This is a genomic window from Frankia sp. EI5c (genome assembly GCF_001636565.1).
GTDB lineage: Bacteria > Actinomycetota > Actinomycetes > Frankiales > Frankiaceae > Parafrankia.
The window spans coordinates 1-21069 of the sequence record NZ_LRTK01000071.1 but is presented as its reverse complement, the minus strand read 5'-3'; the positions used below and the strand labels follow the sequence as shown (position 1 = coordinate 21069).

The following is a 21069-nucleotide window of genomic DNA, read 5'->3' as shown; positions in this document are numbered from 1 at the left end:
TGACGACGCCGTTGCCGCTGACGGGCACACAGTCGCTGCGGAGCACACCGGACGGAATCAGGTGCAGAGCGTAGCTCTCCGCACCGATCACCACGGTGTGGCCGGCGTTGTTGCCACCCTGGTAGCGGACGACGTAGTCGACGGCGCCGCCCAGGAGGTCGGTCGCCTTTCCTTTTCCCTCGTCGCCCCACTGGGCGCCGATGAGGACTAGTGCGGGCACCGGGCGAGGTTACTAGGGATAACGCTCCGACGGGGCCGCCTGGGGATACCGCGCCTCACCGGGCCACCTGGGGATATCGGTCCGTCGGGGTCCTGCCCGCGGACGACCCGGCGTGAGCGGCGACGCTGGGTCACCTTTCGCCCGCTAGGCGAGTCCGGTCTCGCCGACAGCGACCGGGTCGCTGTCGGCGAGGAACTGCCGGCACCGGGTCGCCTCCTCCTCGTCGCCGATCTCCGCCGCGGCGCGTGACAGAGCCGCCAGCGCGCGCAGGAAGCCGCGGTTCGGCTCGTGGGACCACGGAACAGGCCCGTGCCCCTTCCAGCCGGACCGCCGGAGCTGGTCGAGCCCCCGGTGGTAGCCGGTGCGCGCGTAGGCGTAGGCAGCCACCGGCTGCCCGGCCCGGAGGGCGTCCTCGGCGAGAACCGCCCAGCCCAGGCTGGCGGCGGGGAAACGGGCCGCGACGGTCTCCGGGGCGGCACCCGAGGCCAGCGCCTCCGCGACGGCCGGCGCGGCCGGCAGCAGCGTGGGCGGCGGGCCCGACAGCAGGTTGTGGTTTGCGGACGGAGTCGTCATGGGCACATCCTGCCCCACGTCCGACCCGCCCGAGGTGCGACCGCGCCTGCCAGGGCGTCCGGGGCTGGACGCTCGAACGCCCGGCGCGGGGTCGACGCCGGTGGCGGCCCGGAACCTCGTGACAACCTGGCATGGACCGACCTGCCAGACCGTCATGAGGCCTGGGCGGGGGTCGGGGCACCGCGGGTGCGGTCAGCTGGCGACCGTCGCGCTCCAGAGGTTCTGCCCCACCACACCGGGCTGCCCGTCGCTGACCCTCGTCAGGTACGAGTACAGCGCGGCGACGCCCTGGGACTCCCGGCCGAACTTGCCGTCGACGGTGAGGACGAAACGCCGCTCGCGCATCTTCGCCTGCCACACGAAGGCGTCCGCGCGGACCTGCTCGCCCATGCTGGCGTTCAGGGCCTCGCCACCGAAGCTGCTACCGACCTGGGAGCGCGCCCTTTCGAGGGTCATGGGCTCTTCGGCCGGAGTCAGCGCCTGCTCGATGACGTCGCCGCCGGCGCCCGAGGAGGTCGGTGCCGGCCCGTTCCTGGTCAGGCCGAGCTTGCTGGTGCAGCCGGGCCAGGGGGACCAGCCGCGCTGGTCGTAGAGCTTGTACGCGGCCTCGTCCTGCATGGCGGGAGGAGCCTGGTCCGGACGGCCGGGATAGCCCAGCCCCGTCCAGGTGCGCTGGTCGAACTGATAGGCACCGTAGAAACCGTTGCCGGTGTTGATGGCGTAGTTGCCGCCGGACTCGCACTTGCGGAGCCGGGCGAAGTCGTCCGCCGTGGCCGCGCCGGCAGGGACCGCGGTGATGGCGAGCCCGGTCCAGACCAGAGCTGTGACGGCTCCGGTGGTCCGCAGTACGCGAGTGGCTGTGGAGGGCGGCGTGGCCGCCCGGTGTCTGCCACCCCGACCGGTCGAACGGACGGGATCACGATCATGCGACCGCATCAGATGTCCTTCCCGTCGCCTGCGGGGTGAGCTGTCGGGTGCGGGCTGGAAGCTGCCCGGCCGCGCGCCCCAGGCTCCGGCCGCCCTTGCGGACCGGTGTGTGCCTGGCTGTACCTGCGCGTCGGCTTAACCCCTAGGACGCGCTGGCGCGTCCGAATGGTGGGTCCCCCGCTCCTGCCCTGTGTCGTCCGCTCTCGTACCGGCCGAGTGGACGGGGGCAGGACTCGGCGTCCGTCCACACGACCTCGCCCTGGGTAGGCGAGTGGGCGGAACTGTAGCGAGATCGACGTTGGCGGCGCAAATCCGGACGGTTCCGGTGGGACCAGATGGGACCACATCGGAGTTACCCGAATGAGTTCATTAGGGATGATCGTGATGAGTCGTTCATCACTCCTCATCTGCCCGACACTACTGCTTGTCCGACATCTGGGTCGCACCGGGGTCGTGCTTGTCCGACATCCGGGTCGTACCGGGGTCGTCGCAGCGCGGTCGGCCCGACNGGAAGGCTGGTGCGGGACAAACCCGCCGTCGTCTTCGTCTTCGTCGTTCGCTCCGGTCGTCCGCAAGTTGCACACAACCGTTGCTTGTGCGCGCCCGGGGGCACGGGGCGGGCCGGCGCGGCCCGGGGTGGGCCAGGCTGCGCGGCTACGGATCGGGGTGGGGCTGGACGGGCCGACCGGGGGGTAGGCCCGCCCAGCCCCGGATCCGGCCCGCGGGCGGCCGGCTGGAGGGCGGTGTTCACGCCGGGTGACGTCCGCCCGCCGGGATCGCCGGCGTGGGGCGGCGCGGTCTGGCGCGTCGACGGGTTACCGCTGCTGGTACCGCCGCGGCCGCGGGGCTGCGCTGGCCCGGGGAGACGCGGACCGTTGGGGCGGTCCGCACAGCGGCGCGGTGCCTGGGCGGGTCAGGGCCAGGCTGGCGGGCCGTCGCCTGCGCGGCGACGGTCGAGACGGCGGTTGTCGGGGGTGGCCGCGCTCCAGCGGCACCGGGGTGGACTGGGTTCCCGCGGTCGGCCGGCCGGTCGGCTGGCCGGGAACCGGGGAGCGGGCTCGACCGTTGTCGTCCGGGTAGGCATGCACATGCCCGGGCGATCGAGGTCCAGTGGTGTGCGGGTCCGGGCGACGCCTTCGCGGAACGGCCCGTGGTCTCCGGGCCTGGGAGCGGCTGTCCGCGTGGAGGTGGGGAACGTCGGATCGGTCAGCGCGCCGCGGCCGTGGCGGGCGGGCTTGACCGAGCGAGTCGCCGGGACCGGCGGGAGGCGCGTCAGCCGAAGGTGGCAGCCCAGGTCTGAGGACCGAGGATCCCATCAACGGCGAGTCCTCGCGCAGCCTGGAAGGCGTGTGCCGCGGCCGCGGAGGCGGGCCCGTAGCAGCCGTCGACGGCGAGCGGGTATCCGAGGGTGTTCATCTTCGCCTGCCAGGCCCTGACNTCGTCGGAGACCCGGTTGTGGACGGACGCGACGTAGTTCCGCGTCANGGTCGGCGCACCCGCGGTGATGGGCTGTGCGACCAGAGAGGTGCGTTCCGCCGTTCGGGAGGCCTGACTTCCGGATCCTGATGAGGATGCTCCGGGCAGAAGCTGGTCAGGGCCCATCCCGCGCCCGCAGACCGGCCACTGGCCGAATCCGGACCGGATCGCGAGCTTCAACGCNGCCTCGTCCTNCACGGCGGGCGNAGCCGTGTGTGGCAGCCCCGAATACCCCNGACTGCGCCAGGTGGTGGGCGAGAACTGGTAGGCGCCATGGTAGCCGTTGCCGGTGTTCGCCGTGTAGTTACCGCCGGATTCGCATTGCCGCAGACCTTCCCAGGTCGTTGCGGCGTTCGCCGGCTGGCTCATGGCGATTGTGCCCCCGACCGCCGCGAGTAGGACGGGTACGGGTACGAACTTGCGGGCCCGGCTGCGGGTACTGCTGCGGCGTTGTCGGCCACTGGTACGTGCGTCGGACATGCGTGAGTTTCCTTCCCCACGCCTGCGAGGTGAGCTGTCGGGTTCGGGCAGGGAACAAGCCCGGCCGCATACCAGGAAGGTCATGATTCCTGTGTCTTCGGCAGCGAGGTAGACGATTTCCTCATCGGTTGCCGGAGGCTTTACGGCTTCACCCCAAGGCCGCCTGACATCGGCGGCCGGGATTTGGTTCCCCCGCTCCTGCCATCGGGTTTCTGTTTCCGGCGGATGGGGGCAGGGATTCGGCGTGCCACCCGTCGGGTCCCCGGCCTGTCTCCNGGCACGGCGAAGACCATAACCACACTGCCGACCGGAACGACAAGCATTCAATGCCCAACGTGAAGAAGAGCACATTGCGGCGCGCCTGCTTGAGGTTGGTCAGGGCCCCTGGTATCGCGCGTGCACGCGCGCTCATTAACTTGGTGGATGCTTCGCGACTGGTGTTTCGAGCCGACTGATCACGCTGGTTAATGATCGTTACCATTGCCTGCGGTATGGGTGATCCGCCGGTATTGGCGCCAAGGCTACCGGCTCCCCGGAGTGTCGTCACCAATCAGATCGAAAATTCACATCGTCATGCCTACTGGCCTTCTGGCGCCAGGCGGTGTGAGATACGTAACCGTAATGATGTGGTAACTCAAGTGTATCTTTCCGCCCCCGGCGGCCGGCGGGCGGGGTGGGTGGATACGTTCCGCAATGCGGCGCCTGCATCCGTGTTTGATCTTGACTGTCTCCGTGCGGTCTGGGCCGAGTTCCGGCCCGTGGCCCCTTTGGTGTCTCTCTGTGTCCGTACCGGGCCGCACCGTGGTCGGGGTCGTGGTCGGGGGTCGTGGTCGGGGGTCGGGGTCGGGACGGCGCGGACGGGTGTCGTGCGGGCACCGGATGGACTACATCCAGCGGTACCCGGTCCGCCCGGGCAATGCTCGGCCTGGCGCTGATGTACCGCGGAGCCGCGCACTCCGGGCGAACTCCAGCCATGCGGGCGAGGGTGGCGAAGGCGATGTGTCCGAAATGCGTCGAGAGGACACGCTGGGTGAAGAGACCACGTCGTNGGCACTTGCCAGCTTCAGCTCGGTTGCGGCCGCCGGGTCGACCAAGAGTTGAGCAATGTGGTCCGTGCCGCGCCACGGCTTTCTACCCGGGCGGACCGCTGTGTCCTGAATGGTGTCCTGTGCCGCCACCGCCCGGTGCCTGCCGTCTTCGGACCGCATGATCAGAAGAGGCGGCTTCCGTGGACCGGCGGACCGTGCGCTCGATGAGTGGCAGGTGCCGCCTGGTGCGGCCAGGTACCGGTCTGCCCGTGAGCGCCCACCTGCGGGCGGCGGGCGGCGTGGAGCGGACGGGTTCTCCGGGCGGGGGAGGGCGGGAGCTGCCGACGCGGGCGAGAGCGCAGAGAGACGAGAGCGCAGAGAGCGCAGAGAGAACAGAAGGGCGGACCTGCGGGCAGCGCCATGACGCGAGGGAGGTCATGACATGAGGAGGAAAGGAGAAGCGCCATGCGAGCAGAGCGGGCGCGGTGCGAGGTGCCGAAGCGGGCGGGGGAAGGGGGACCGGACGCGGCTCCCGGGGGCCGCTGGCGCCCCCGGGAGCATGAGGTGGGACCCGCGCGCCTTCCGACCGGCTCCGGACAGTCGGGTGTCGGATCCGGTTCGGCGCGCGCGGGACCGTGGCGGCTTCGCCGCCCAGGCGGATCTGGTCAGACCCCGATCGAGCGACCCGCGGACCGGAGGTCCTCGCAGGCCTGGGCGACCCGTGNGGCCATCGAGGTCTCGGCGGCCTTTCCGTAGGTGCGCGGGTCGTAGGCCTTCTTGACCCCGACCTCGCCATCCACTTTCAGTACGCCGTCGTAGTTGCGGAACACGTGGTCCACGATCGGCCGGGTGAAGGCGTACTGGGTGTCGGTGTCCACGTTCATCTTGATGACGCCGTAGTCGAGTGTCTCGCGGATCTCGGAGAGATCCGACCCGCTGCCGCCGTGGAACACGAGGTTGAAGGGCTTGGCGTCGGAACCGAGACCCAGCTTCTCGGCCACGTGCTGCTGGCCCTCACGCAGGATCGCCGGCCGGAGCTTGACGTTTCCGGGCTTGTACACGCCGTGAACATTGCCGAACGTCGCGGCCAGCATGTAGCTGCCCTTTTCTCCGGTACCGAGGACTTCGGCGGTACGGAGCATATCACCCGGTGTGGTGTAGAGCTTCTCGTCGATCGCTCCTACGACGCCGTCTTCCTCGCCGCCCACGACACCGATCTCGACCTCCAGCACGATCCGTGCGGCCTGGCAGTCGGCGAGCAGCTCCTCCGCAATCTTGAGGTTCTCCTCAAGNTCGACCGCGGACCCATCCCACATGNGGGACTGGAAAAGCGGTTCCCGGCCNTGGGAAACCCGTTCCTTCGAGATCGCGATGAGCGGGCGGATATAGGTGTCCAGCTTGTCCGCGGGGCAGTGATCCGTGTGCAGAGCGATGTTCACCGGATATGCCTTGGCTACGTGGTGCGCGTACTCGGCGAGCGCCTCGGCGCCGAGTACCATGTTCTTGATCGTGGTTCCCGAAAGGAACTCGGCGCCGCCGGTCGATACCTGAACGATTCCGTCGCTGCCGGCTTCCGCGAATCCCCGGAGGGCCGCGTTGAGGGTCTGCGACGAGGTCACGTTGATGGCAGGGTAGGCGTAGGCGTTGGCCTTCGCCGTGCTGAGCATCTCGGCGTAGACGTCTGGGCTGGCGATGGGCATCGGTGGAGCTCCTCGCAAGGTCTAGGGGCGCCAGGCCGCCTGGTGGCGCGAAGCCACCGCGGCCGTGGCGCCGGACGCGCCGCCGAACCCGCCACCGACCCCCGGGGTTGCCCGGAGGGCCGGTCGCGCCCGACGCGTGCCGACGGCAGGTGTTGGCCGAAGGGTATGACGTCACCCGGCTCGGACGGGTGTGGTTCCGCGTGACATCGCCGGATGGCGCTCAGATTCCGTCGCCTGGGGGCAGCCGGCCGGCAGACTGGTTTCGTGGACATCGAGAGCCTCTCCGGGATGACCCTCTACGCGATCCTCTTCGCGGTGATATTCGTCGAGAGCGGGATCCTGGTCGGCTTCTGGCTTCCTGGGGATACTGTCCTGTTCGCTGCCGGTCTCGTGGCGGCTGATCCGGTGGCCGACGTGTCGATCGTCGTCCTCGCGCTGGGCGTGCCGCTGGTGGCGAGTCTCGGCGCGCTCGTGGGTTACCTCACCGGCCGCCGGCTGGGCCGTCCCTACCTTGAACGCCGACATGCGACCGCGCTGGCCCGGACGGAGGACTTCTACGAGCGGTTCGGCGCGGTGACCCTGATCGCCGCCCGGTTCGTACCGTGGGCCCGAACGTTCGCCCCGGTGCTTGCGGGGGCGGTGTCGATGCCGAGGCACCGTTTCGGCGTCGCCGTGGTCAGCGGCGCGATCATCTGGGGCACCGGTCTGGTGCTGCTCGGCTACGCGGCGTCCTCGGTGCCCGGCCTGCGTGACGCCGCGCTGTGGATCGGCCTGGTGGTCATCGTGGTCTCGGTACTGGCCGGTGTGGCGGGGGAGCTGATGCGCCGGCGGGTGGCGCGTCTGCGTGAGGTCGAGGACCCGGCCGAGCCCAGCACGATCTGACGGACCGTGCGCGCCGGCTGCTCTTATCGGCTTTCAGTGGCTGTTGTGTTGGGCTTCCGTTGCTCGTCCTGACGTCTGAGGATCCGTACGGTTACGGGTCGTTGGTCTCGTCGGGTGGACGCGCGGTTACGCAGCCGAGCACACAGAAGGTGGAATGCGCGCAGATCCCTCTGGAAGCGCCCAGGCTCCGCGGGCGTTCCGGACGCGTCGGGCGGATGGCCCGCGCCGGGGCCGGCGGCGCCGAGCCGCCGCCGGTGCCTCGGCCATCGCCGTGGCGGCACTGTGTCTGGTGCCTCGGGCCGGCATCCTGCACGCGTCTCGCGTTGTCCCGGGGTGGTCCTCGGCCACCGCTGAGGCCGTCGGGTCGGATCGGTCAACCGCCGGCTGGCAGCCGGGTGACGACCTCGCCGGGCCCACGCGTNCCCACGACACCGATCCGCAGCCCGCCTCGCGGAGCCGGCGCTGGGAGCCCGTGGTCCGTGATGTGGTCCCACGACCGGTGGGCGCCCGGCGTACGGCCGACCCGCCGGCACCCGTGGCGAGCCCGTCGGCCCCGTCCGACGCACCCGGGCCGGCCGCGGTCGAGGACGGTGACGGGGTGAACGGCGGCGGGTCGATCGGACGAGTTGTTCCGAACCCGATCCGGGGACCGGAACCCGAGGTTCCCGAGCCCGCCACGGGGGCGTCGCCCGAGGCGGCGGTCACCGGCGACCGAGGCGCCCTCGGCGGAGAGGGCTCCGTCGAGCGCGCGGGCCGCGTGACCGGAGCGGCGCCCTCGGCCGGCGGTGCCGAGGGCCGGCGCGAGGCGCCAGCCAGCGGGGAAGGCGGGTACGGCGGCGGGCAGGTGCCCGCGGGTGCGGTGCCCGGCGCTGCGGTGCCCGGCGCTGCGGTGCCCAGTGGTGCGGTGCCCAGTGGTGGGGTGCCCAGCGGCGCCGGGCCGGGCGGCGTCGGGACGGGGCGCGGGGAACAGGGTTCCCCGGCAACGACCGGCAGCGACGTGTTCGGTCGTGGGGCATCCGGTGCGGGTGCGGCTGCCGCCCGTGGGGGCGGTGGGCCCGCTGCCCCCGGTACCGGCGCGGCCGGCGCAGCCACCGGGGCCGGCGCTGCTGGCAGGACCAGCTCCGAGGTCGGGACCGGCCGGACCGGCTCCGCTGTCGGGACCAGTTCTGCCGCTGCCGCCGCTACCGCCAGTGCCGCCGGCGATGCCAGTGCGTCAGCCGCGCCGGCGCCGGGTGGCTCGGACCCTCGCGGCCCGCTGAACACCGCCGGCCCGGCGCCGGGCACGGCGGCCAGCGGGGAGGCGGCGGCGCGGGCACCTGCCGGTCCCGCCGGGGCCGCTGCCGTACTCGGCGGCGGTTCGCCGGCAGGCGCCGGCGCCGCGCTGGTGGCGGAGGTCGTGGAACGGACCAACGCCGAGCGCGCCGCGGTCGGCTGCCCGCCGCTGGCGATCGACGCGCGCCTCAGCGCCGCGGCGCAGGCCCACAGCGAGGACATGGCTCGCCGCAACTACTTCGCGCACACGGCGCCGGACGGGGAATCGCCCTTCGACCGGATCGCGGCGGCCGGCTACGGCTACTCGGTTGCCGCGGAGAACATCGCGGCGGGCCAGCGGACGCCGGCCGCCGTGGTCGCGGCCTGGATGGCGAGCCCCGGGCACCGGGCGAACATCGTGGCCTGCGAACTCACCCAGATCGGAGTCGGACATTCGTCCGGCGGCTACTACGGCACCTACTGGGTGGAGGACTTCGGCACGCCCTGACGGTGCCTCATCCACCTGCTGACCGGGCCCTTCCGGACGCTGGGGACACGGCCGGCGCCGGCCTGTGGCGAGCGCCGTCGCCCGAGCCGGGTACTATGACTGCCCATCATCCTACGGTCGGACGTGGGTGGGCCTCGTCCGGCAAGGTGTTCTTGTCTGGCGNGGCGGTTCCCGCCCGGCACGACGGCTCCCGACCGGGCAGGGCAGGTTCGGGCCGGNGGAACTTTCCGGCGGGCAGAGCGAGACACGTCCGGCCGAGTGAATCTTGTGCGGCGGAGTGGACCGCGGTAGATCACGTATTGTCTGCTCCGGAACGGACTGGTATGTCGGGTTCCGTCCGTCGAGATGCTGGTGCGCGGGCCAGCCGAGCGGGTCGGGCNGCGGGTGGGAGGGCGATTTGGCTCGGTCGGTGGTCACCGGCGCGGCCGGATTCCTCGGCGGCGCCGTGGCACATGAGCTCCGCCGGCGCGGCGACGAGGTCGTCGCGCTCGACGTGCGGCGCGGGCCCGGCATCACGCTGGCCGATGTCACGACCTCGGGTGACTGGGAGAAGGCGCTCGACGGCGCTGACCTGCTCGTCCACGCCGCAGCGGTGGGAATGGGCGGGGTGGGTGAGCTGACGCCCGTGCGGGCGGGGCGGCCGACGGCACCCAGCAGTGTCACGACCGCCCAGATGCGCAGAGTGCTCCTCGGTGGCACCGCGACCGTCCTGGACGCGGCCCAGCGCGCCGGCGTGCGCCGGGTGATCCACCTGTCCTGTGTGAGTGCCCTCGGCGAGGACGCGCCGATGTTGGCCGACGAATCCGCGCCGGTGGGTCTCACCGGGGAACCGCGTGCGGACGCGATCGCCGCGGCGGAGCAGACAGCCTGTGCCGCCGCCGCGCACGGAGCGCCGGTCACCGTCCTGCGGGTCGCGGACGCCTACGGCCCGCGCGCGGGGCGCTGGACGCTGTGGCCGGTGCTGCTGCTGCGCGCCGGCCGGTTCGTGCTCGTCGACGGCGGCCGCGGGCTGCTGAGCCCCGTGCACGTCGATGACGTGGTGTCGGCGTTGACGGCCGCGGCCGCGGCGCCGCTCGACGTGGTGGCGGGCCGGGTACTTCATGTCACCGGTCCGGCCGCGGCGACGGCCGCCGACTTCTTCGGCCGTTACGCGGCGTTGGCCGAGGTCCGGCCGCCGAGGTCGGTGCCCGCGCGGCTGTGCGAGGTCGTCGACGCGGTCGACCGGCTGCCGAACCGGTCCTCCGAGACGAAGGCCCGCCGGCCGGGGCTGCTGCGGGGGATCGGCTCGGCTCTCCTCGCGAACGTGGACCCGCGGATCCGGGTGGATCTCGGCCCGCTCACCATCCAGGACCTGACCCGGACGGGAACGGTGTCCGGTCGCCGGATCGCCGAGCTCCTCGGCTGGGAGCCGCGGGTGGATCTCGATGAGGGTATGGACCGCACCGGAGCCTGGTTGCGTGACCGTGGTCTGCTCGGTGTGACGGAGCCCGCGCGTCGTGGGTGAGGGTCCCACCCTCACGACCGCGCGGCTACGCGCACTCCCGCTCACAGTCTGGAACGTCGGCTACGTGGCCGAGGAGGTTGCCCAGGCCATGGTCGCCGCCGGCCGGGGCCGGCCGGTGCGACTCGCCGCGGGCGAGCTGTTCGGTGGTGCCCTCGACTCCGCCGCCGCCGGCGCTGACGCCGTCAACACGGATCCCACCGGCGTCCGCCGGGAGCTGCGGCGCCGGGTCGGGGCGGGAAGAGGCATCCTGACCTGGGNGTTGCGTGGCCGGGACGGTGCGGCGACGGGCCTGCTGGCCGCGGACACGCACGGGCCACGGGCGGTGATCGGGGTCCGGGTGAGCCACACCTACCGGCGGGACGGCTACGCGACCGAGGCGGTCCGTGCCCTGGCCGGCTGGCTTGAATACCGCGGGGTGCTGGTCGGGACGAGGGTGCGGGTGGGCGACCCGGCGGGCAAGCGGCTCGCGCAGTCGACCGCCTTCGTGCCGACGGGAGTGCTGCTCACCGAAAGTCGGCGGTTGTGGATTCGACCGCCGTCGTGAACTTTCGNGGNGGCCCCGCAGTGCTCGGATTGTTTCCCCGGTGNTCTGTTACATAACGTTAGTGTCGGTGGGGCGCGGACCGGCCGGGCACCCGTCTGTGGGCCCTCGTGTGGGCCGGCGCGGGCGCGGCAGGTGACGGGCGGAGCGGGGCCACTACCCAGCCGCTGTCCGGTCAAACCTCCCCTTTCGTGCTATTCGTGCTGGTCAAGTGCTTCCGTGTCACCCCCCAAGGGTGGTATTTCTGAGAACCCCTCGGCGCCGGGGTGTCGGCAATCCGACAAGGTTTCTTCGTGGTTTCGTGGACAGCCCGGCCCGGCTGGACACGCCGACGCCGCCAGCCCCTGTTCAGAACGTGACGTCCTGGGGCACCATAGGAGTCGATGTCGCGACCGGTAGTCGGCCCGCCCGACCCGGCGAGGGCGTCGGCGACGGCTGGGGGCCCGTCGTGGCTCGGGAGNGGAAGTCGTACCTTCGCGTCACCTGCGTCCTGGGAGGCCTGCACGATGAGCGTGGATGCCCGTCGGGAAGTTCCTGCCGGAACCAGACCGAGCGAGGTCACATACGACCATCTGATCATTCCGCCGCACTGGCGGCGGCCGGCGGGTTCCGGTCCGGGGGAACCCAACACGCTGTTCCCGCGCGGGGAGCAGGCGACCGCCCCGCCACCCGGCCCGGCGGTGACCGGAGCATCGCCGATCAACCCGGTGACCGGTCCCATGACCGGCCCGCTGCTCGTCGGCACGACCGCCCGGGCGTTCGCCAAGCTGGACGACATGGTCCGGCTCAGCGAGGCCGACCGCGCGGTCATCGACGACCGGCGGGCCGAGGCCGAGCGCGCACTGCGGTCGATCTTCCCGCCGCGCTGCGCGCTGCCGCTCGTCGGAGTGGCCACCATCGGCTCCGCCGGCCGCGACACGATGATCCGTCCGCTCGACGAGGTGGACATCTTCGTGGTCTTCAGCGCCGCGAACAGCGCCTGGAAGCGCTTCCGGTGGGATTCACGCGACCTGCTCGTCTGCGTCCGCAACGCGATCGGTGGCGACCGGGTCCAGACGATCGGCACCCGCGGGCAGGCGCTGCGCATCGTGTACGACGCCGCNCCGGACGTCCACCTGGTGCCGGCGTTCGACCACCCGCGCGCGGGCTACGTCATCCCGGACCGGGTCGGTGGCTGGCTGCCCACCCGCCCGGAACGGCACGCGAGCTGGACGCTGGATCTCGGTCCGCGGGTCATCTCGGCGGTCCGGCTCCTCAAGGCCTGGAACCGGGTCTGCGGGAGTCACCTGCGGTCGTTCCACATCGAGGCCCTCGCCGGGCAGGTGCTCGCCGGCCGTGGGTTCAACACCCGCCAGGGCCTGGCCGAGGTCTTCCGTTACATGGACGAGGTGGGCCTCGTCGTGGGCGACCCGTCCGACATCGGCGGTGACCTCTCCAGCTACCTGCGTCAGGACGACCTGCACGACCTGGCGGCGTGCGTCCGGCAGGCGCGGACCTACTCGGCCCGGGCGGTCGCGGCCGAGCGGGCCGGGAACCACGAGGAGGCCGTGAGCCTGTGGGGAAGCGTCTTCGGGCCGGAGTTCCCGACCTTCGGATGAGGTGACGAGCCGCCGGCCCCGCCACTGGCCGCCGGCCCCGCCACTGGCCGCCGGTGCCGCCACGGGCACGCTGGACCCTTCACGGGCCCGCCGGCCGAGACCGTTCCGCCTGTGCGGCGGCGAGCCGGTGGGCGTCTCCGGCGTCCCGCAGTGGCGCCTGGATCCGCACCGGGCCACCGGTGGAGTCCAGATGGACGTCCGCGAGGCCCAGCAGGCGATGCAGCGGTGGCTGCACCAGCCGAAGGCTCTGGACCTTGTTGTGCGGAATGATGTCGGTGCGCTGCCACAGGCGTCCGGCGCGCGCGATGAAGACCCGCTCGTCGGCGCCGCAGCGGATGTGGCGCCAGCGGAAGGGCGCCAGCAGCCGGGCACGCCTCGGCGGGGGCAGCAGCTCGACCTTCGCGAGACGCACCTCCGGCAGCAGCCGTTCCACCAGGGCCACCGCCTGGGCCCGGGGCGCCACCGGCAGCAGCATGCTGCGCGCGTCACCGGCCACGTTGATCTGGACATTGACCCAGTCGGGCCAGCGCCACAGCGGTGAGCTGTGCAGGCGGATCGCCTGCACCCGGCCGTGGGGGACGGTGTGGTGCGCCCGGTCGATCAGGCCGCCCCGGATACGCAGGCCGTCCGGCGACTCCGACACCGTGAACAGGTAGCCGCTGGCGAAGCGGCGGAACGACGTCCGCCACACCCCGACGAGGGCCGGGGTCACCGCGACGAAACCGGCGAAGGTGCCGGTGAGCAGGGCGGGTGCGACCAGCAGGAAGGCGGCGCAGAGCGCGATCCAGGGCGCGGGTGACAGCGCGATGGAGGCGGCCAGGCGCCGTGGCGGGACCNCAATGAGCGGACGCTCGGGTGCCTCCCCGGCGTCCGGCGAGACGCCGGCGGCGCGGGCCAGCAGCTCCGCCCGCAGCTTCCGCGCCCGGTCCAGCGACAGGTAGCTGAGTGTGGTGCCGGACTCCTCGTCCCCGTCGTGCGCGCCGCCGAGATCAAGGCGCAGTACGGCCAACCCGGTGGCGCGGGCGATCAGTGGCTGCGCGATCTCCACGGACTGGACGCGGTCGAGGCGCACGTCCCGGCGGCGTTTGATCAGCAGGCCGGTTTCCAGCCGGATGCTCGCGCTCCCCACCCGGTAGCGGGTGAAGCGCCAGGCGCAGTAGCCGTAGCCGGCGGCCGTCGGCAGCAGCAGGGCCCCGGTGAGCAGCACACCGCGGGCCGACAGCTCCTCCGCGAAGTTGCGCAGGACGCCGGCCGCGACGGCGCCCACCAGCAACCAGCCCCGCAGGAGGGGCGTCAACGGGTGAAGATGCTGGTAGTCGTTCCCGGCGACGGGGTCCGATCCGGCTGTCGTCACAGCGCGGCTGCCCGGGGCCGCCCGCGATCGGCGAGCGAGTCCCGCAGCCTTGCGGCCTCGCCCGGAACCAGCCCGGGAATGACCGCGTCCGTGGTGGCGGCGGCCGTGTGCAGGCGCACCTGAGCAATCCCGAAGCGCCGTGACAGCGGGCCGGAGGTGACGTCCACCAGCTGCATTCGGCCGTAGGGGATCACGACCAGCCTGCGTACGAGCACACCATGCTGGATCAGTAGGTCGTCCGCGCGTTCGGCGTAGCACCAGGCGGACCACGCCCGGCCGATCAACCGCCACGCGACGGCCCCGGCTCCGAGGGGGACGAAACCGAGCAGAAGGCCCGCGGGCCCCAGGAGAGCGCCGCCGGTCAGCGCGGCCAGCGCGCCGGCGGGGAGGACGGCGACCGCGAGCAGCAGGCGACGAAGCCGGCGGAGCTGCGGCGACAGCCCGCACCAACTCTCCGGGGGGACCTGCCAGAAGTCCGACGTCCACGCCCGGGCGGGGGCAGAGGACGCAACGGTGCGCATCTGGCCACCATAAGCTGTGCGGTCCTGGGAGCCAGGTGGTTTTCGGCAGCAGTAGTCACAGTGCGGCCTGTTCTGGCCAGTCTGGTCGCGGAACTTGCCGAACGCGCCCGAGCGCCGGATCAGGACCGGCGGTGGGCATCCGCGTCCCGCGCCGAACCCGCCTCCCTTCCGGAAGCCTGGTCCGGTTCGGAACCCGGGCTCTGTCCGGAAACCGCTTCCTGTCCGGAAGCCGCCGCCCGCTCGGAAACCGCTCCATCGTCGGAAACCGTTGCCGCGTTTGGTCCGTTCCCGTGGCTGGCGGGCTCGTCGGCGAGCATGTGGATCTCGTCGAGCATCGCCTCCCGCTCCGCGGCGATTGCCGCTGCTTCGGCTGCTTCGGCGGTACGAGCGGCTTCGGAGCTCCCCCGGGGCTCGGTGGTCTTCGGCACGGTCAGTGTTTCGGCTCGGGGGCTCTCGCGGGCGAGCCGACNCGGCCACCACACGGCGGGGCCGACATCCAGGGCCAGTGCCGGCACCAGGATCGATCGGACGACCAGGGTGTCGAGGAGAACCCCGAAGGCCACCAGGAAACCGACCTCGGCGAGCTGAACCAGTGGGAAGATCATGAGGANCGCGAAGGTGGCGGCGAGCACGATGCCGGCTGAAGTGATGACGCCGCCGGTCACCGCCAGCCCACGGCGGACGCCGGGCCCGTGCCCGATGCGTTCGGCCTCCTCTCGGACCCGGGTCATCAGGAAGATGTTGTAGTCGACCCCGAGGGCGACCAGGAAGATGAAACCAACGAGCGGAAGGGCGGGATCTATCCCGGCGAAGTCGAAGATGAAGCGGAAGACCAGCGCACTCGCGCCCAGCGCCGCGAAGAACGACAGCACCACCGTGCTCATCAGCAGCAGCGGTGCCACGATCGCGCGCAGCAGTACGCCGAGGATCAGCAGCACCACGATCAGCACGACCGGAATGATCAACTCGCGGTCGCGGATGGCGGCGTCCCTGACGTCGAGGTTCACCGCAGTGTTTCCGCCGACGAGGGCGTCGGCTCCNGGAACCGCGTGCACGGCGGCGCGGAGGTCCTCGACCGTGGCGAACGACTCGGCGCTGTCCGGCGACGCGTTGAGCACTGCCAGGAACTGGACGAGCTCCGCCGTCCGGCCGCTCTCCGCCACGGCCGCCACCNCGGGTGTCGCGCGGGCCGCCGCGGCCACCTCTTCGGCCTGGGCGGCGTTCGTCACGACGAACGTCGGCGCCGTGACGCCGGGCGGGAAGCTCCGCTCCGCGAGTTGCTGACCTTCGACCGACTCCACCGGGTCACGGAACGCCTCGTCCTGGCGCAGAATGCCNGGCAGCACCAGCATGCCGGCGACGAGCATGCCGAGCAGGAGCGTCGTCGTGATCCAGATGGTTCTCGGGTACTGCCCGATAATCGCGCCCGCCCGGGCCCAGACACCGGCCTCCGTCGCATGTTCGGCCTGCTCGGGCTCGCCCAGATGCGGTACGAACGGCCAGAAGAGCCGCCGGCCACCGACGATCATGGCTGCGGGCAGCAGGGTGAGCATGGTGATCAGCGCGACGAGGATCCCGAGGGCACACACCGGGCCCAGCCCGCGATGCGAGTTCNGCTCGCCGAGCAGGAGACAGAGCATCCCAATGATCACCGTGCCGGCGGAGGCGAGGATCGCCGGCCCGGCCCGCCGCAGGGCCACCCGCATCGCGGCGGCGGGTTCGGCGTTCCTGGTCAGTTCCTCCCGGTACCGGGCGATCAGCAGCAGTGCGTAGTCAGTGCCCGCGCCGAACACGAGGACCCGCAGCATGCCCGCGCTCTGGCCGTTGACGGTGAGATCGGCATGTTTGGCGAGTAGATAGATCAGTCCGGCCGCGGCCTGGTCGGCGACGCCGACCGACAGCAACGGCACGATCCAGAGGAACGGGCTGCGATAGACCACGAGCAGGATCACAGCCACGATGGACGCGGTTACCAGCAGCAGCGCGTTCTCAATCTTGGCGAACACGGTGTAGGTGTCGGCGAGAAGGCCCGCGGGTCCGGTGAGAGCGGTCTGCAGGCCGGGCTCCGCCGCCGCGGCGCGATGGGCGATGTCGCGGATCTCCTCGACGTCGCCGGTGAATCTCTCGACATCCTTGGTCTGTGGCATCGGAATGGTGATCAGTGCTGCCTGCTGATCAGTCGAGGGAAGTACGGCCGGAATGGGAGTGGCCGAGAACGGAGCCAGTTCCGTCCGCAGATCATCGGCAATCACGAGATCGTTCTGGGTAAGGCCGGTGTCGCGGGCCAGGACAACCACCGCGGGTACCGAGTCGCCGCCGGGAAGGGCTTCCTGAGCCTCCAGGACGCGCGTTGACTCGGCCTCCTCGGGGAGGAACGCCGCCGCATCGTTGGTCTGCGCGTCGGTGAGCCTGAACGCGAGCGGGCTGATCGCCACGCCAGCCGCCAGCCACACCAGGACGACCAGCCAGGGAAACAAGCGCCCCGAAGCGGCGTGACGCGGCCGGACCATGCGAATGCCCTCTCCTTCTTATCTCCCACCGCCGATGCTGCCAGCTCGGAGCGTTCGGCGCCCGCCACGATCGATGATCCCCCGACCCGACGCCGGAAATGCCGATCGCCGTGACGATGTGTACCGGGATGATGGCTGCGCGCTGCGNGGTGTCTCCCCCATGGGGAATTCTTCTGTTGTCAAGGGGGGTACCAAGTGCCCAGGTCGGCGGGCCGCTGTCCCGACAGTGACATCGATCGGGCGCGTTGTGGCGGGGTTTGCTGCGGCATTGTGGGAGGGGCGCCGACGCGCCTTTCCGCGTGAATGGTGAGAATCCTGCCGGCCCGGCGAGATCATTCGGGCCGCCATTGTCTTGGGGGTACCCGGTGAACGAACGGGACGAAAGTCGGCGGGCCGTGGTGGAATCCGGCCGCAGTGGGCCAGGAGGCGCCAGTGGCTCGGGAGGCACGCGTGGCGGCCGTGGGCGGCGGGTGAACCGCGGCCGGAGTGGGCGCCGAGGCCGGGCCGCCGCACTGCTGTCGCTCGCCGCCATGGCCCTGGCGACCGCGGCCTGCCAGAGCGGATCTGGCGGCATCGGGGAACTGCTCCAGCCCACCTCGGTGGCCGCGCCGCCCACCTCGCCGCCGCCCGCCTCGCCGCCGCCCACCGGGACCTCGCTGAACGCGGACAACTACCTGCTGACCGAAGGCCCGATCACCGCGGGATTCACCGCGTCCCCCGCCGAGGCGCAGGCCAACTCCGACCGGGTGTCCGTGGCCGGGGTCGCGGGTTGCCTCGGCGTTCCTGAAAACGATCGTCGCGACGAGTATCTGGACTCCGCTGACGGGCCCAAGTTCACCAGCGATGCCGACGCGATCGTCACGATCACGTCCTCGGCGACAGTCGTCTCCGCGGAGAAGGCTGCCGCCGACCTCGCGCTGCTGAGGAATCCGCGGTTCGCCGACTGCTTCAGCCAGGCATTGCAGGCGGAGTTCGACCGGGCGGTGGAAAGCGGGACAGCGATCGAGATCGTCGCGGTCGAGACCCCGGAACCCCCGGCCGGGGCACAGGCCCTGCTGCGGATCAGCATGGGCGTGACGGTGCGCGGCGAGACCATCGGGCTCGTGCTGGACAACCTGTTCTTCATCGAGGGTCAGGTCGAGGTGACGGTGAACTACACGAACGTCGACAACAACCCGTCACCCGAGCATCTTCAGCGGATAGCCGACCAGATCGCGGGCAAGCTGCNGATCCAGTGACCTGGCCGCCGGCCGGTCAGCGGGCTGCTCGGCGGGCCGCCCACGCGGCCGCGATGTCGGCCGCCACCGCGACGTTGTTGCGTACCACGGCGACGTTCACCTCCAGGCTCGCACCCGCGGTCTCGGTGTGGAAGGACTCCAACAGGAACGNGGTGACGGCCTTGCCCCGCAGTCCCAGCTCGTCCGCCCGCAGCAGCGCCGCCTGAAGGACCTGGTCGTGGACGGCCGGGTCGAGGGCCTGACCGGCCGGCAGCGGGTTCGCGACGACGATCGCCGAGGACAGGCCGAGACCGTCACGGGTGGCCATCGCCTCGGCGACCTGCTGGGCGTCGTCCACCTGCCAGTCCAGCTGATGGTCGGTGGACGGCAGGTAGAANCCCGGGAAGTTCGAGGTCCGCCAGCCCAGCACGGTGATCCCGAGGGTCTCCAGGCGTTCCACCGTCGCGGCGACATCCAGGATGGACTTGACGCCGGCGCTGACGACGGTGATCGGCGTGGCGGCCAGTGCCGGCAGATCGGCGGATTCGTCGAAGGTCTCGCCGGCCGCGCGGTGCACACCGCCGAGGCCACCGGTGGCGAACACGCGGATTCCGGCGCGAGCCGCAAGCACCGAGGTGGAGGCCACGGTGGTGGCGCAGGTGCGGCCCAGGGCGCGCGCCGCCGGCAGATCACGTACGGATGCCTTGGCCACCTCGGGATCATCGGCGATGCGCCCGAGAGCGGCGTCGTCCAGACCGACGGTGGGCACGCCGTCGATGACGGCGATCGTGGCGGGGACGACACCGCGGCTGCGCAGGATCGCTTCCAGCTCCGCCGCGACCGCGCGGTTGCGCGGGCGCGGCAGGCCATGGGCGATCAACGTCGACTCGAGTGCCACCACCGGGGAGCCCGCGGCCAGCGCGGCCTCGACCTCGGCCGAGACCACCAGACCTGGAACGTTCCGCGCCACTGCTCGACCCTATGCGCAGCGGAGCGGGTGCCGAACCGGGACGGCCCGGCTCGGCACCCTGGCNCTCGGCACCCTGGCACTCGGCACCCCGGTGCGCCGGATCAGACCGCCTGTGCGCTGATCGCCGGGTGGACGGTCAGCGCCGACCGCTGCCGGTCGAGATCGACGACGACCTCGTTGCCGTCCCGCACCTCACCGGCGAGCAGCTCGCGGGCGAGCTGGTCACCGATCGCCGTCTGCACCAGCCGGCGCAGCGGCCGCGCTCCGTAGACCGGGTCGTAGCCGGCCTCGGCCAGCCAGTTCTTCGCGGCATCGGTGACCTGGAGAGCGATCCGGCGGTCAGCGAGGCGCTGCCGGAGCCGCTCGATCTGGATGTCGACGATCCNGGTGAGGTCGTCCCGCCCGAGAGGTTCGAAGACCAGGACGTCATCGAGCCGGTTGAGGAACTCGGGCTTGAATGCCTCGCGCACGGCCACCATCACCGAGTCCCGCCGGACCTGCGGCGCGAGCGTCGGGTCGGCGATGAACGACGAACCGAGGTTCGAGGTCAGGATCAGAATCGTGTTCCGGAAGTCGACGGTGCGGCCCTGGCCGTCCGTCAGCCGCCCGTCGTCGAGGACGGCGAGCAGCACATCGAAGACGTCCGGGTGCGCCTTCTCGACCTCGTCGAGCAGGATCACGCTGTAGGGGCGCCGCCGGATCGCCTCGGTGAGCTGGCCGCCGGACTCGAACCCGACATATCCCGGCGGCGCGCCGATCAGCCNGGCCACCGAGTGCTTCTCGGCGTATTCACTCATGTCGATGCGGACAACCGCGCGCTCGTCGTCGAAGAGGAAATCGGCCAGCGCCTTGGCCAGCTCGGTCTTGCCCACGCCCGTCGGCCCCAGGAAGAGGAACGAGCCCGTCGGCCGGTCCGGGTCGGCGATGCCGGCGCGGGCGCGGCGGACCGCGTCCGACACGGTGCGGACGGCCTCCTCCTGCCCGATCACCCGGCGGTGCAGCTCCTCCTCCATCCGCAGGAGCTTGGCGGTCTCGCCTTCCAGCCTCCGGCCGGCCGGAATCCCCGTCCAGGAGGCGACGACCTCGGCGACGTCGTCGGGGCCGACCTCCTCGCTGAGCATCGCCCCGCCGGGGGAGTCGGAGCCCGCGAGCGCGTCCGTCGCCGCGGCCAGCCGCTTCTCGAGCGTCGGGATCGTTCCGTAGCGCAGCTCCCCGGCCCGGGCGAGGTCGAGATCCCGCTCGGCCATCTCGGCTGCGCGGCGGGCGTTCTCCAGCTCCTCCTTGATCTTCTGGACCTCGGAGATCGAGTTCTTCTCCCGCTGCCAGCGCACGGTCAGCGCGGAGAGCTCCTCGCGCTTCTCCGCCAGCTCCCGCTGAAGCCGCTCGCGCCGCTGGCGCGAGGCGTCGTCGTTCTCCTTGGACAACGCCATGTCCTCGATCTCGAGCCGCCGCACGGCGCGCTCCAGCTCGTCGACCGCGACGGGGCGACTGTCGATCTCCATCCGCAGCCGCGAGGCGGCCTCGTCCACCAGGTCGATCGCCTTGTCCGGCAGGAAACGGGCCGTCACGTACCGGTCGGAGANGGTCGCCGCCGCCACCAGCGCCGAGTCGGTGATCCGCACGCCGTGGTGGACCTCGTAGCGCTCCTTGAGCCCGCGCAGGATGCCGATGGTGTCCTCCACCGAGGGCTCACCGACGATCACGGGCTGGAATCGGCGCTCCAGCGCCGGGTCCTTCTCGATCCGGGTGCGGTACTCGTCCAGCGTCGTCGCGCCGATCATGCGCAGCTCACCGCGGGCCAGCATCGGC

14 protein-coding genes, 17 pseudogenes and 1 riboswitch are annotated in these 21069 nt (G+C 71.6%); of the genes and pseudogenes, 7 read left to right on the top strand and 24 right to left on the bottom strand.

Features of this window, described 5'->3' with window-relative positions; genetic code table 11:
* The 9 genes and pseudogenes from UG55_RS21790 to UG55_RS41330 all read right to left on the bottom strand — a co-directional run.
* Positions 1–220 (bottom strand): adenylosuccinate synthetase (locus tag UG55_RS21790; RefSeq protein ID WP_199865220.1); only part of this gene is annotated, 220 nt, incomplete at its 3' end.
* Between the two features lie 144 nt (positions 221–364).
* Positions 365–793, bottom strand: a complete 429-nt coding sequence (locus UG55_RS21785; RefSeq protein WP_066072429.1) for a DUF3151 domain-containing protein — start codon at positions 791–793, stop codon at positions 365–367.
* A gap of 192 nt (positions 794–985) precedes the next feature.
* Positions 986–1729 (bottom strand): transglycosylase family protein, encoded by a 744-nt coding sequence (locus UG55_RS21780; RefSeq protein WP_066072426.1) that lies wholly within the window; start codon positions 1727–1729, stop codon positions 986–988.
* 1263 nt (positions 1730–2992) lie between these two features.
* Positions 2993–3157, bottom strand: a pseudogene (locus tag UG55_RS41365) (peptidoglycan-binding protein); the annotation flags it as partial.
* 48 nt (positions 3158–3205) lie between these two features.
* Positions 3206–3379, bottom strand: a pseudogene (locus UG55_RS41360) (transglycosylase); the annotation flags it as partial.
* Positions 3380–3432: 53 nt separating this feature from the next.
* The coding region (locus UG55_RS41350; protein ID WP_242424920.1) for a transglycosylase family protein at positions 3433–3676 on the bottom strand (244 nt) is incomplete at its 3' end.
* Positions 3677–3681: 5 nt separating this feature from the next.
* A riboswitch (cyclic di-AMP (ydaO/yuaA leader) is annotated at positions 3682–3931 on the bottom strand.
* A 1438-nt stretch (positions 3932–5369) separates the two neighbouring features.
* A pseudogene (locus UG55_RS45640) lies at positions 5370–5428 on the bottom strand (hypothetical protein); the annotation flags it as partial.
* Position 5429: 1 nt separating this feature from the next.
* Positions 5430–5996, bottom strand: a pseudogene (locus UG55_RS41345) (class II fructose-bisphosphate aldolase); the annotation flags it as partial.
* Between the two features lie 52 nt (positions 5997–6048).
* Positions 6049–6404, bottom strand: a 356-nt coding sequence (locus tag UG55_RS41330) for a class II fructose-bisphosphate aldolase (RefSeq protein ID WP_242424919.1), incomplete at its 3' end; no start/stop codon positions are given.
* A gap of 264 nt (positions 6405–6668) precedes the next feature.
* On the opposite strand from UG55_RS41330, the gene UG55_RS21765 reads away from it, so the two are divergent.
* The 7 genes and pseudogenes from UG55_RS21765 to UG55_RS41305 form a co-directional block, all read left to right on the top strand.
* Positions 6669–7286 (top strand): DedA family protein, encoded by a 618-nt coding sequence (locus tag UG55_RS21765; RefSeq protein ID WP_128423122.1) that lies wholly within the window; start codon positions 6669–6671, stop codon positions 7284–7286.
* 472 nt (positions 7287–7758) lie between these two features.
* Entirely contained in the window at positions 7759–9045 is a 1287-nt protein-coding gene (locus UG55_RS46355; RefSeq protein WP_313954633.1) for a CAP domain-containing protein, read from the top strand.
* A gap of 397 nt (positions 9046–9442) precedes the next feature.
* Positions 9443–10549 (top strand): NAD(P)-dependent oxidoreductase, encoded by a 1107-nt coding sequence (locus UG55_RS21755; RefSeq protein ID WP_066072408.1) that lies wholly within the window; start codon positions 9443–9445, stop codon positions 10547–10549.
* Positions 10542–10806, top strand: a pseudogene (locus tag UG55_RS41320) (GNAT family N-acetyltransferase); the annotation flags it as partial. The gene UG55_RS21755 and the pseudogene UG55_RS41320, both read left to right, overlap by 8 nt.
* A gap of 1 nt (position 10807) precedes the next feature.
* Positions 10808–11093, top strand: a pseudogene (locus tag UG55_RS41315) (GNAT family N-acetyltransferase); the annotation flags it as partial.
* Positions 11094–11596: 503 nt separating this feature from the next.
* Positions 11597–12192: pseudogene (locus UG55_RS41310) on the top strand (nucleotidyltransferase); the annotation flags it as partial.
* 1 nt (position 12193) lies between these two features.
* Positions 12194–12688, top strand: a pseudogene (locus tag UG55_RS41305) (nucleotidyltransferase); the annotation flags it as partial.
* Between the two features lie 79 nt (positions 12689–12767).
* Here UG55_RS41305 and UG55_RS41300 read toward each other — a convergent pair.
* From UG55_RS41300 to UG55_RS41235, 15 genes and pseudogenes are all read right to left on the bottom strand, one after another.
* Positions 12768–13331 carry a PH domain-containing protein gene (locus UG55_RS41300; RefSeq protein ID WP_242424922.1) on the bottom strand — a complete coding sequence of 188 codons (564 nt, stop codon included), beginning with the start codon at positions 13329–13331 and terminating at the stop codon, positions 12768–12770.
* Positions 13332–13525: 194 nt separating this feature from the next.
* Positions 13526–13895 (bottom strand): PH domain-containing protein (locus UG55_RS41295; protein WP_255360516.1); only part of this gene is annotated, 370 nt, incomplete at its 3' end.
* 143 nt (positions 13896–14038) lie between these two features.
* On the bottom strand, positions 14039–14563 hold the full coding sequence (locus tag UG55_RS21735) for a PH domain-containing protein (protein ID WP_066072397.1): 525 nt from the start codon (positions 14561–14563) through the stop codon (positions 14039–14041).
* Positions 14564–15033: 470 nt separating this feature from the next.
* Positions 15034–15173: pseudogene (locus tag UG55_RS41290) on the bottom strand (MMPL family transporter); the annotation flags it as partial.
* Position 15174: 1 nt separating this feature from the next.
* A pseudogene (locus UG55_RS41285) lies at positions 15175–15603 on the bottom strand (MMPL family transporter); the annotation flags it as partial.
* A gap of 1 nt (position 15604) precedes the next feature.
* The coding region (locus UG55_RS41280; protein ID WP_313954632.1) for a hypothetical protein at positions 15605–15726 on the bottom strand (122 nt) is incomplete at its 3' end.
* A gap of 175 nt (positions 15727–15901) precedes the next feature.
* Positions 15902–16177 (bottom strand): annotated as a pseudogene (locus tag UG55_RS41275) (MMPL family transporter); the annotation flags it as partial.
* Between the two features lies 1 nt (position 16178).
* Positions 16179–17073 (bottom strand): MMPL family transporter (locus UG55_RS41270; RefSeq protein ID WP_242424918.1); only part of this gene is annotated, 895 nt, incomplete at its 3' end.
* A gap of 1254 nt (positions 17074–18327) precedes the next feature.
* Positions 18328–18461: pseudogene (locus UG55_RS41265) on the bottom strand (pseudouridine-5'-phosphate glycosidase); the annotation flags it as partial.
* A gap of 1 nt (position 18462) precedes the next feature.
* A pseudogene (locus UG55_RS41260) lies at positions 18463–18687 on the bottom strand (pseudouridine-5'-phosphate glycosidase); the annotation flags it as partial.
* A gap of 1 nt (position 18688) precedes the next feature.
* Positions 18689–19260: pseudouridine-5'-phosphate glycosidase (locus UG55_RS41255; RefSeq protein WP_242424917.1), on the bottom strand; the 572-nt coding region annotated here is incomplete at its 3' end.
* 101 nt (positions 19261–19361) lie between these two features.
* Positions 19362–19645: pseudogene (locus UG55_RS41250) on the bottom strand (ATP-dependent chaperone ClpB); the annotation flags it as partial.
* A gap of 1 nt (position 19646) precedes the next feature.
* Positions 19647–20023 (bottom strand): annotated as a pseudogene (locus tag UG55_RS41245) (AAA family ATPase); the annotation flags it as partial.
* 1 nt (position 20024) lies between these two features.
* Positions 20025–20842, bottom strand: a pseudogene (locus tag UG55_RS41240) (AAA family ATPase); the annotation flags it as partial.
* 1 nt (position 20843) lies between these two features.
* A pseudogene (locus UG55_RS41235) lies at positions 20844–21069 on the bottom strand (hypothetical protein); the annotation flags it as partial.

What these genes read in the sequence shown, in the direction of transcription:
- UG55_RS21780 (WP_066072426.1), bottom strand. Translation starts at nt 1,729, where the DNA reads ATGCGGTCGCATGATCGTGATCCCGTCCGTTCGACCGGTCGGGGTGGC.
- UG55_RS21735 (WP_066072397.1), bottom strand. Translation starts at nt 14,563, where the DNA reads ATGCGCACCGTTGCGTCCTCTGCCCCCGCCCGGGCGTGGACGTCGGAC.
- UG55_RS21785 (WP_066072429.1), bottom strand. Translation starts at nt 793, where the DNA reads ATGACGACTCCGTCCGCAAACCACAACCTGCTGTCGGGCCCGCCGCCC.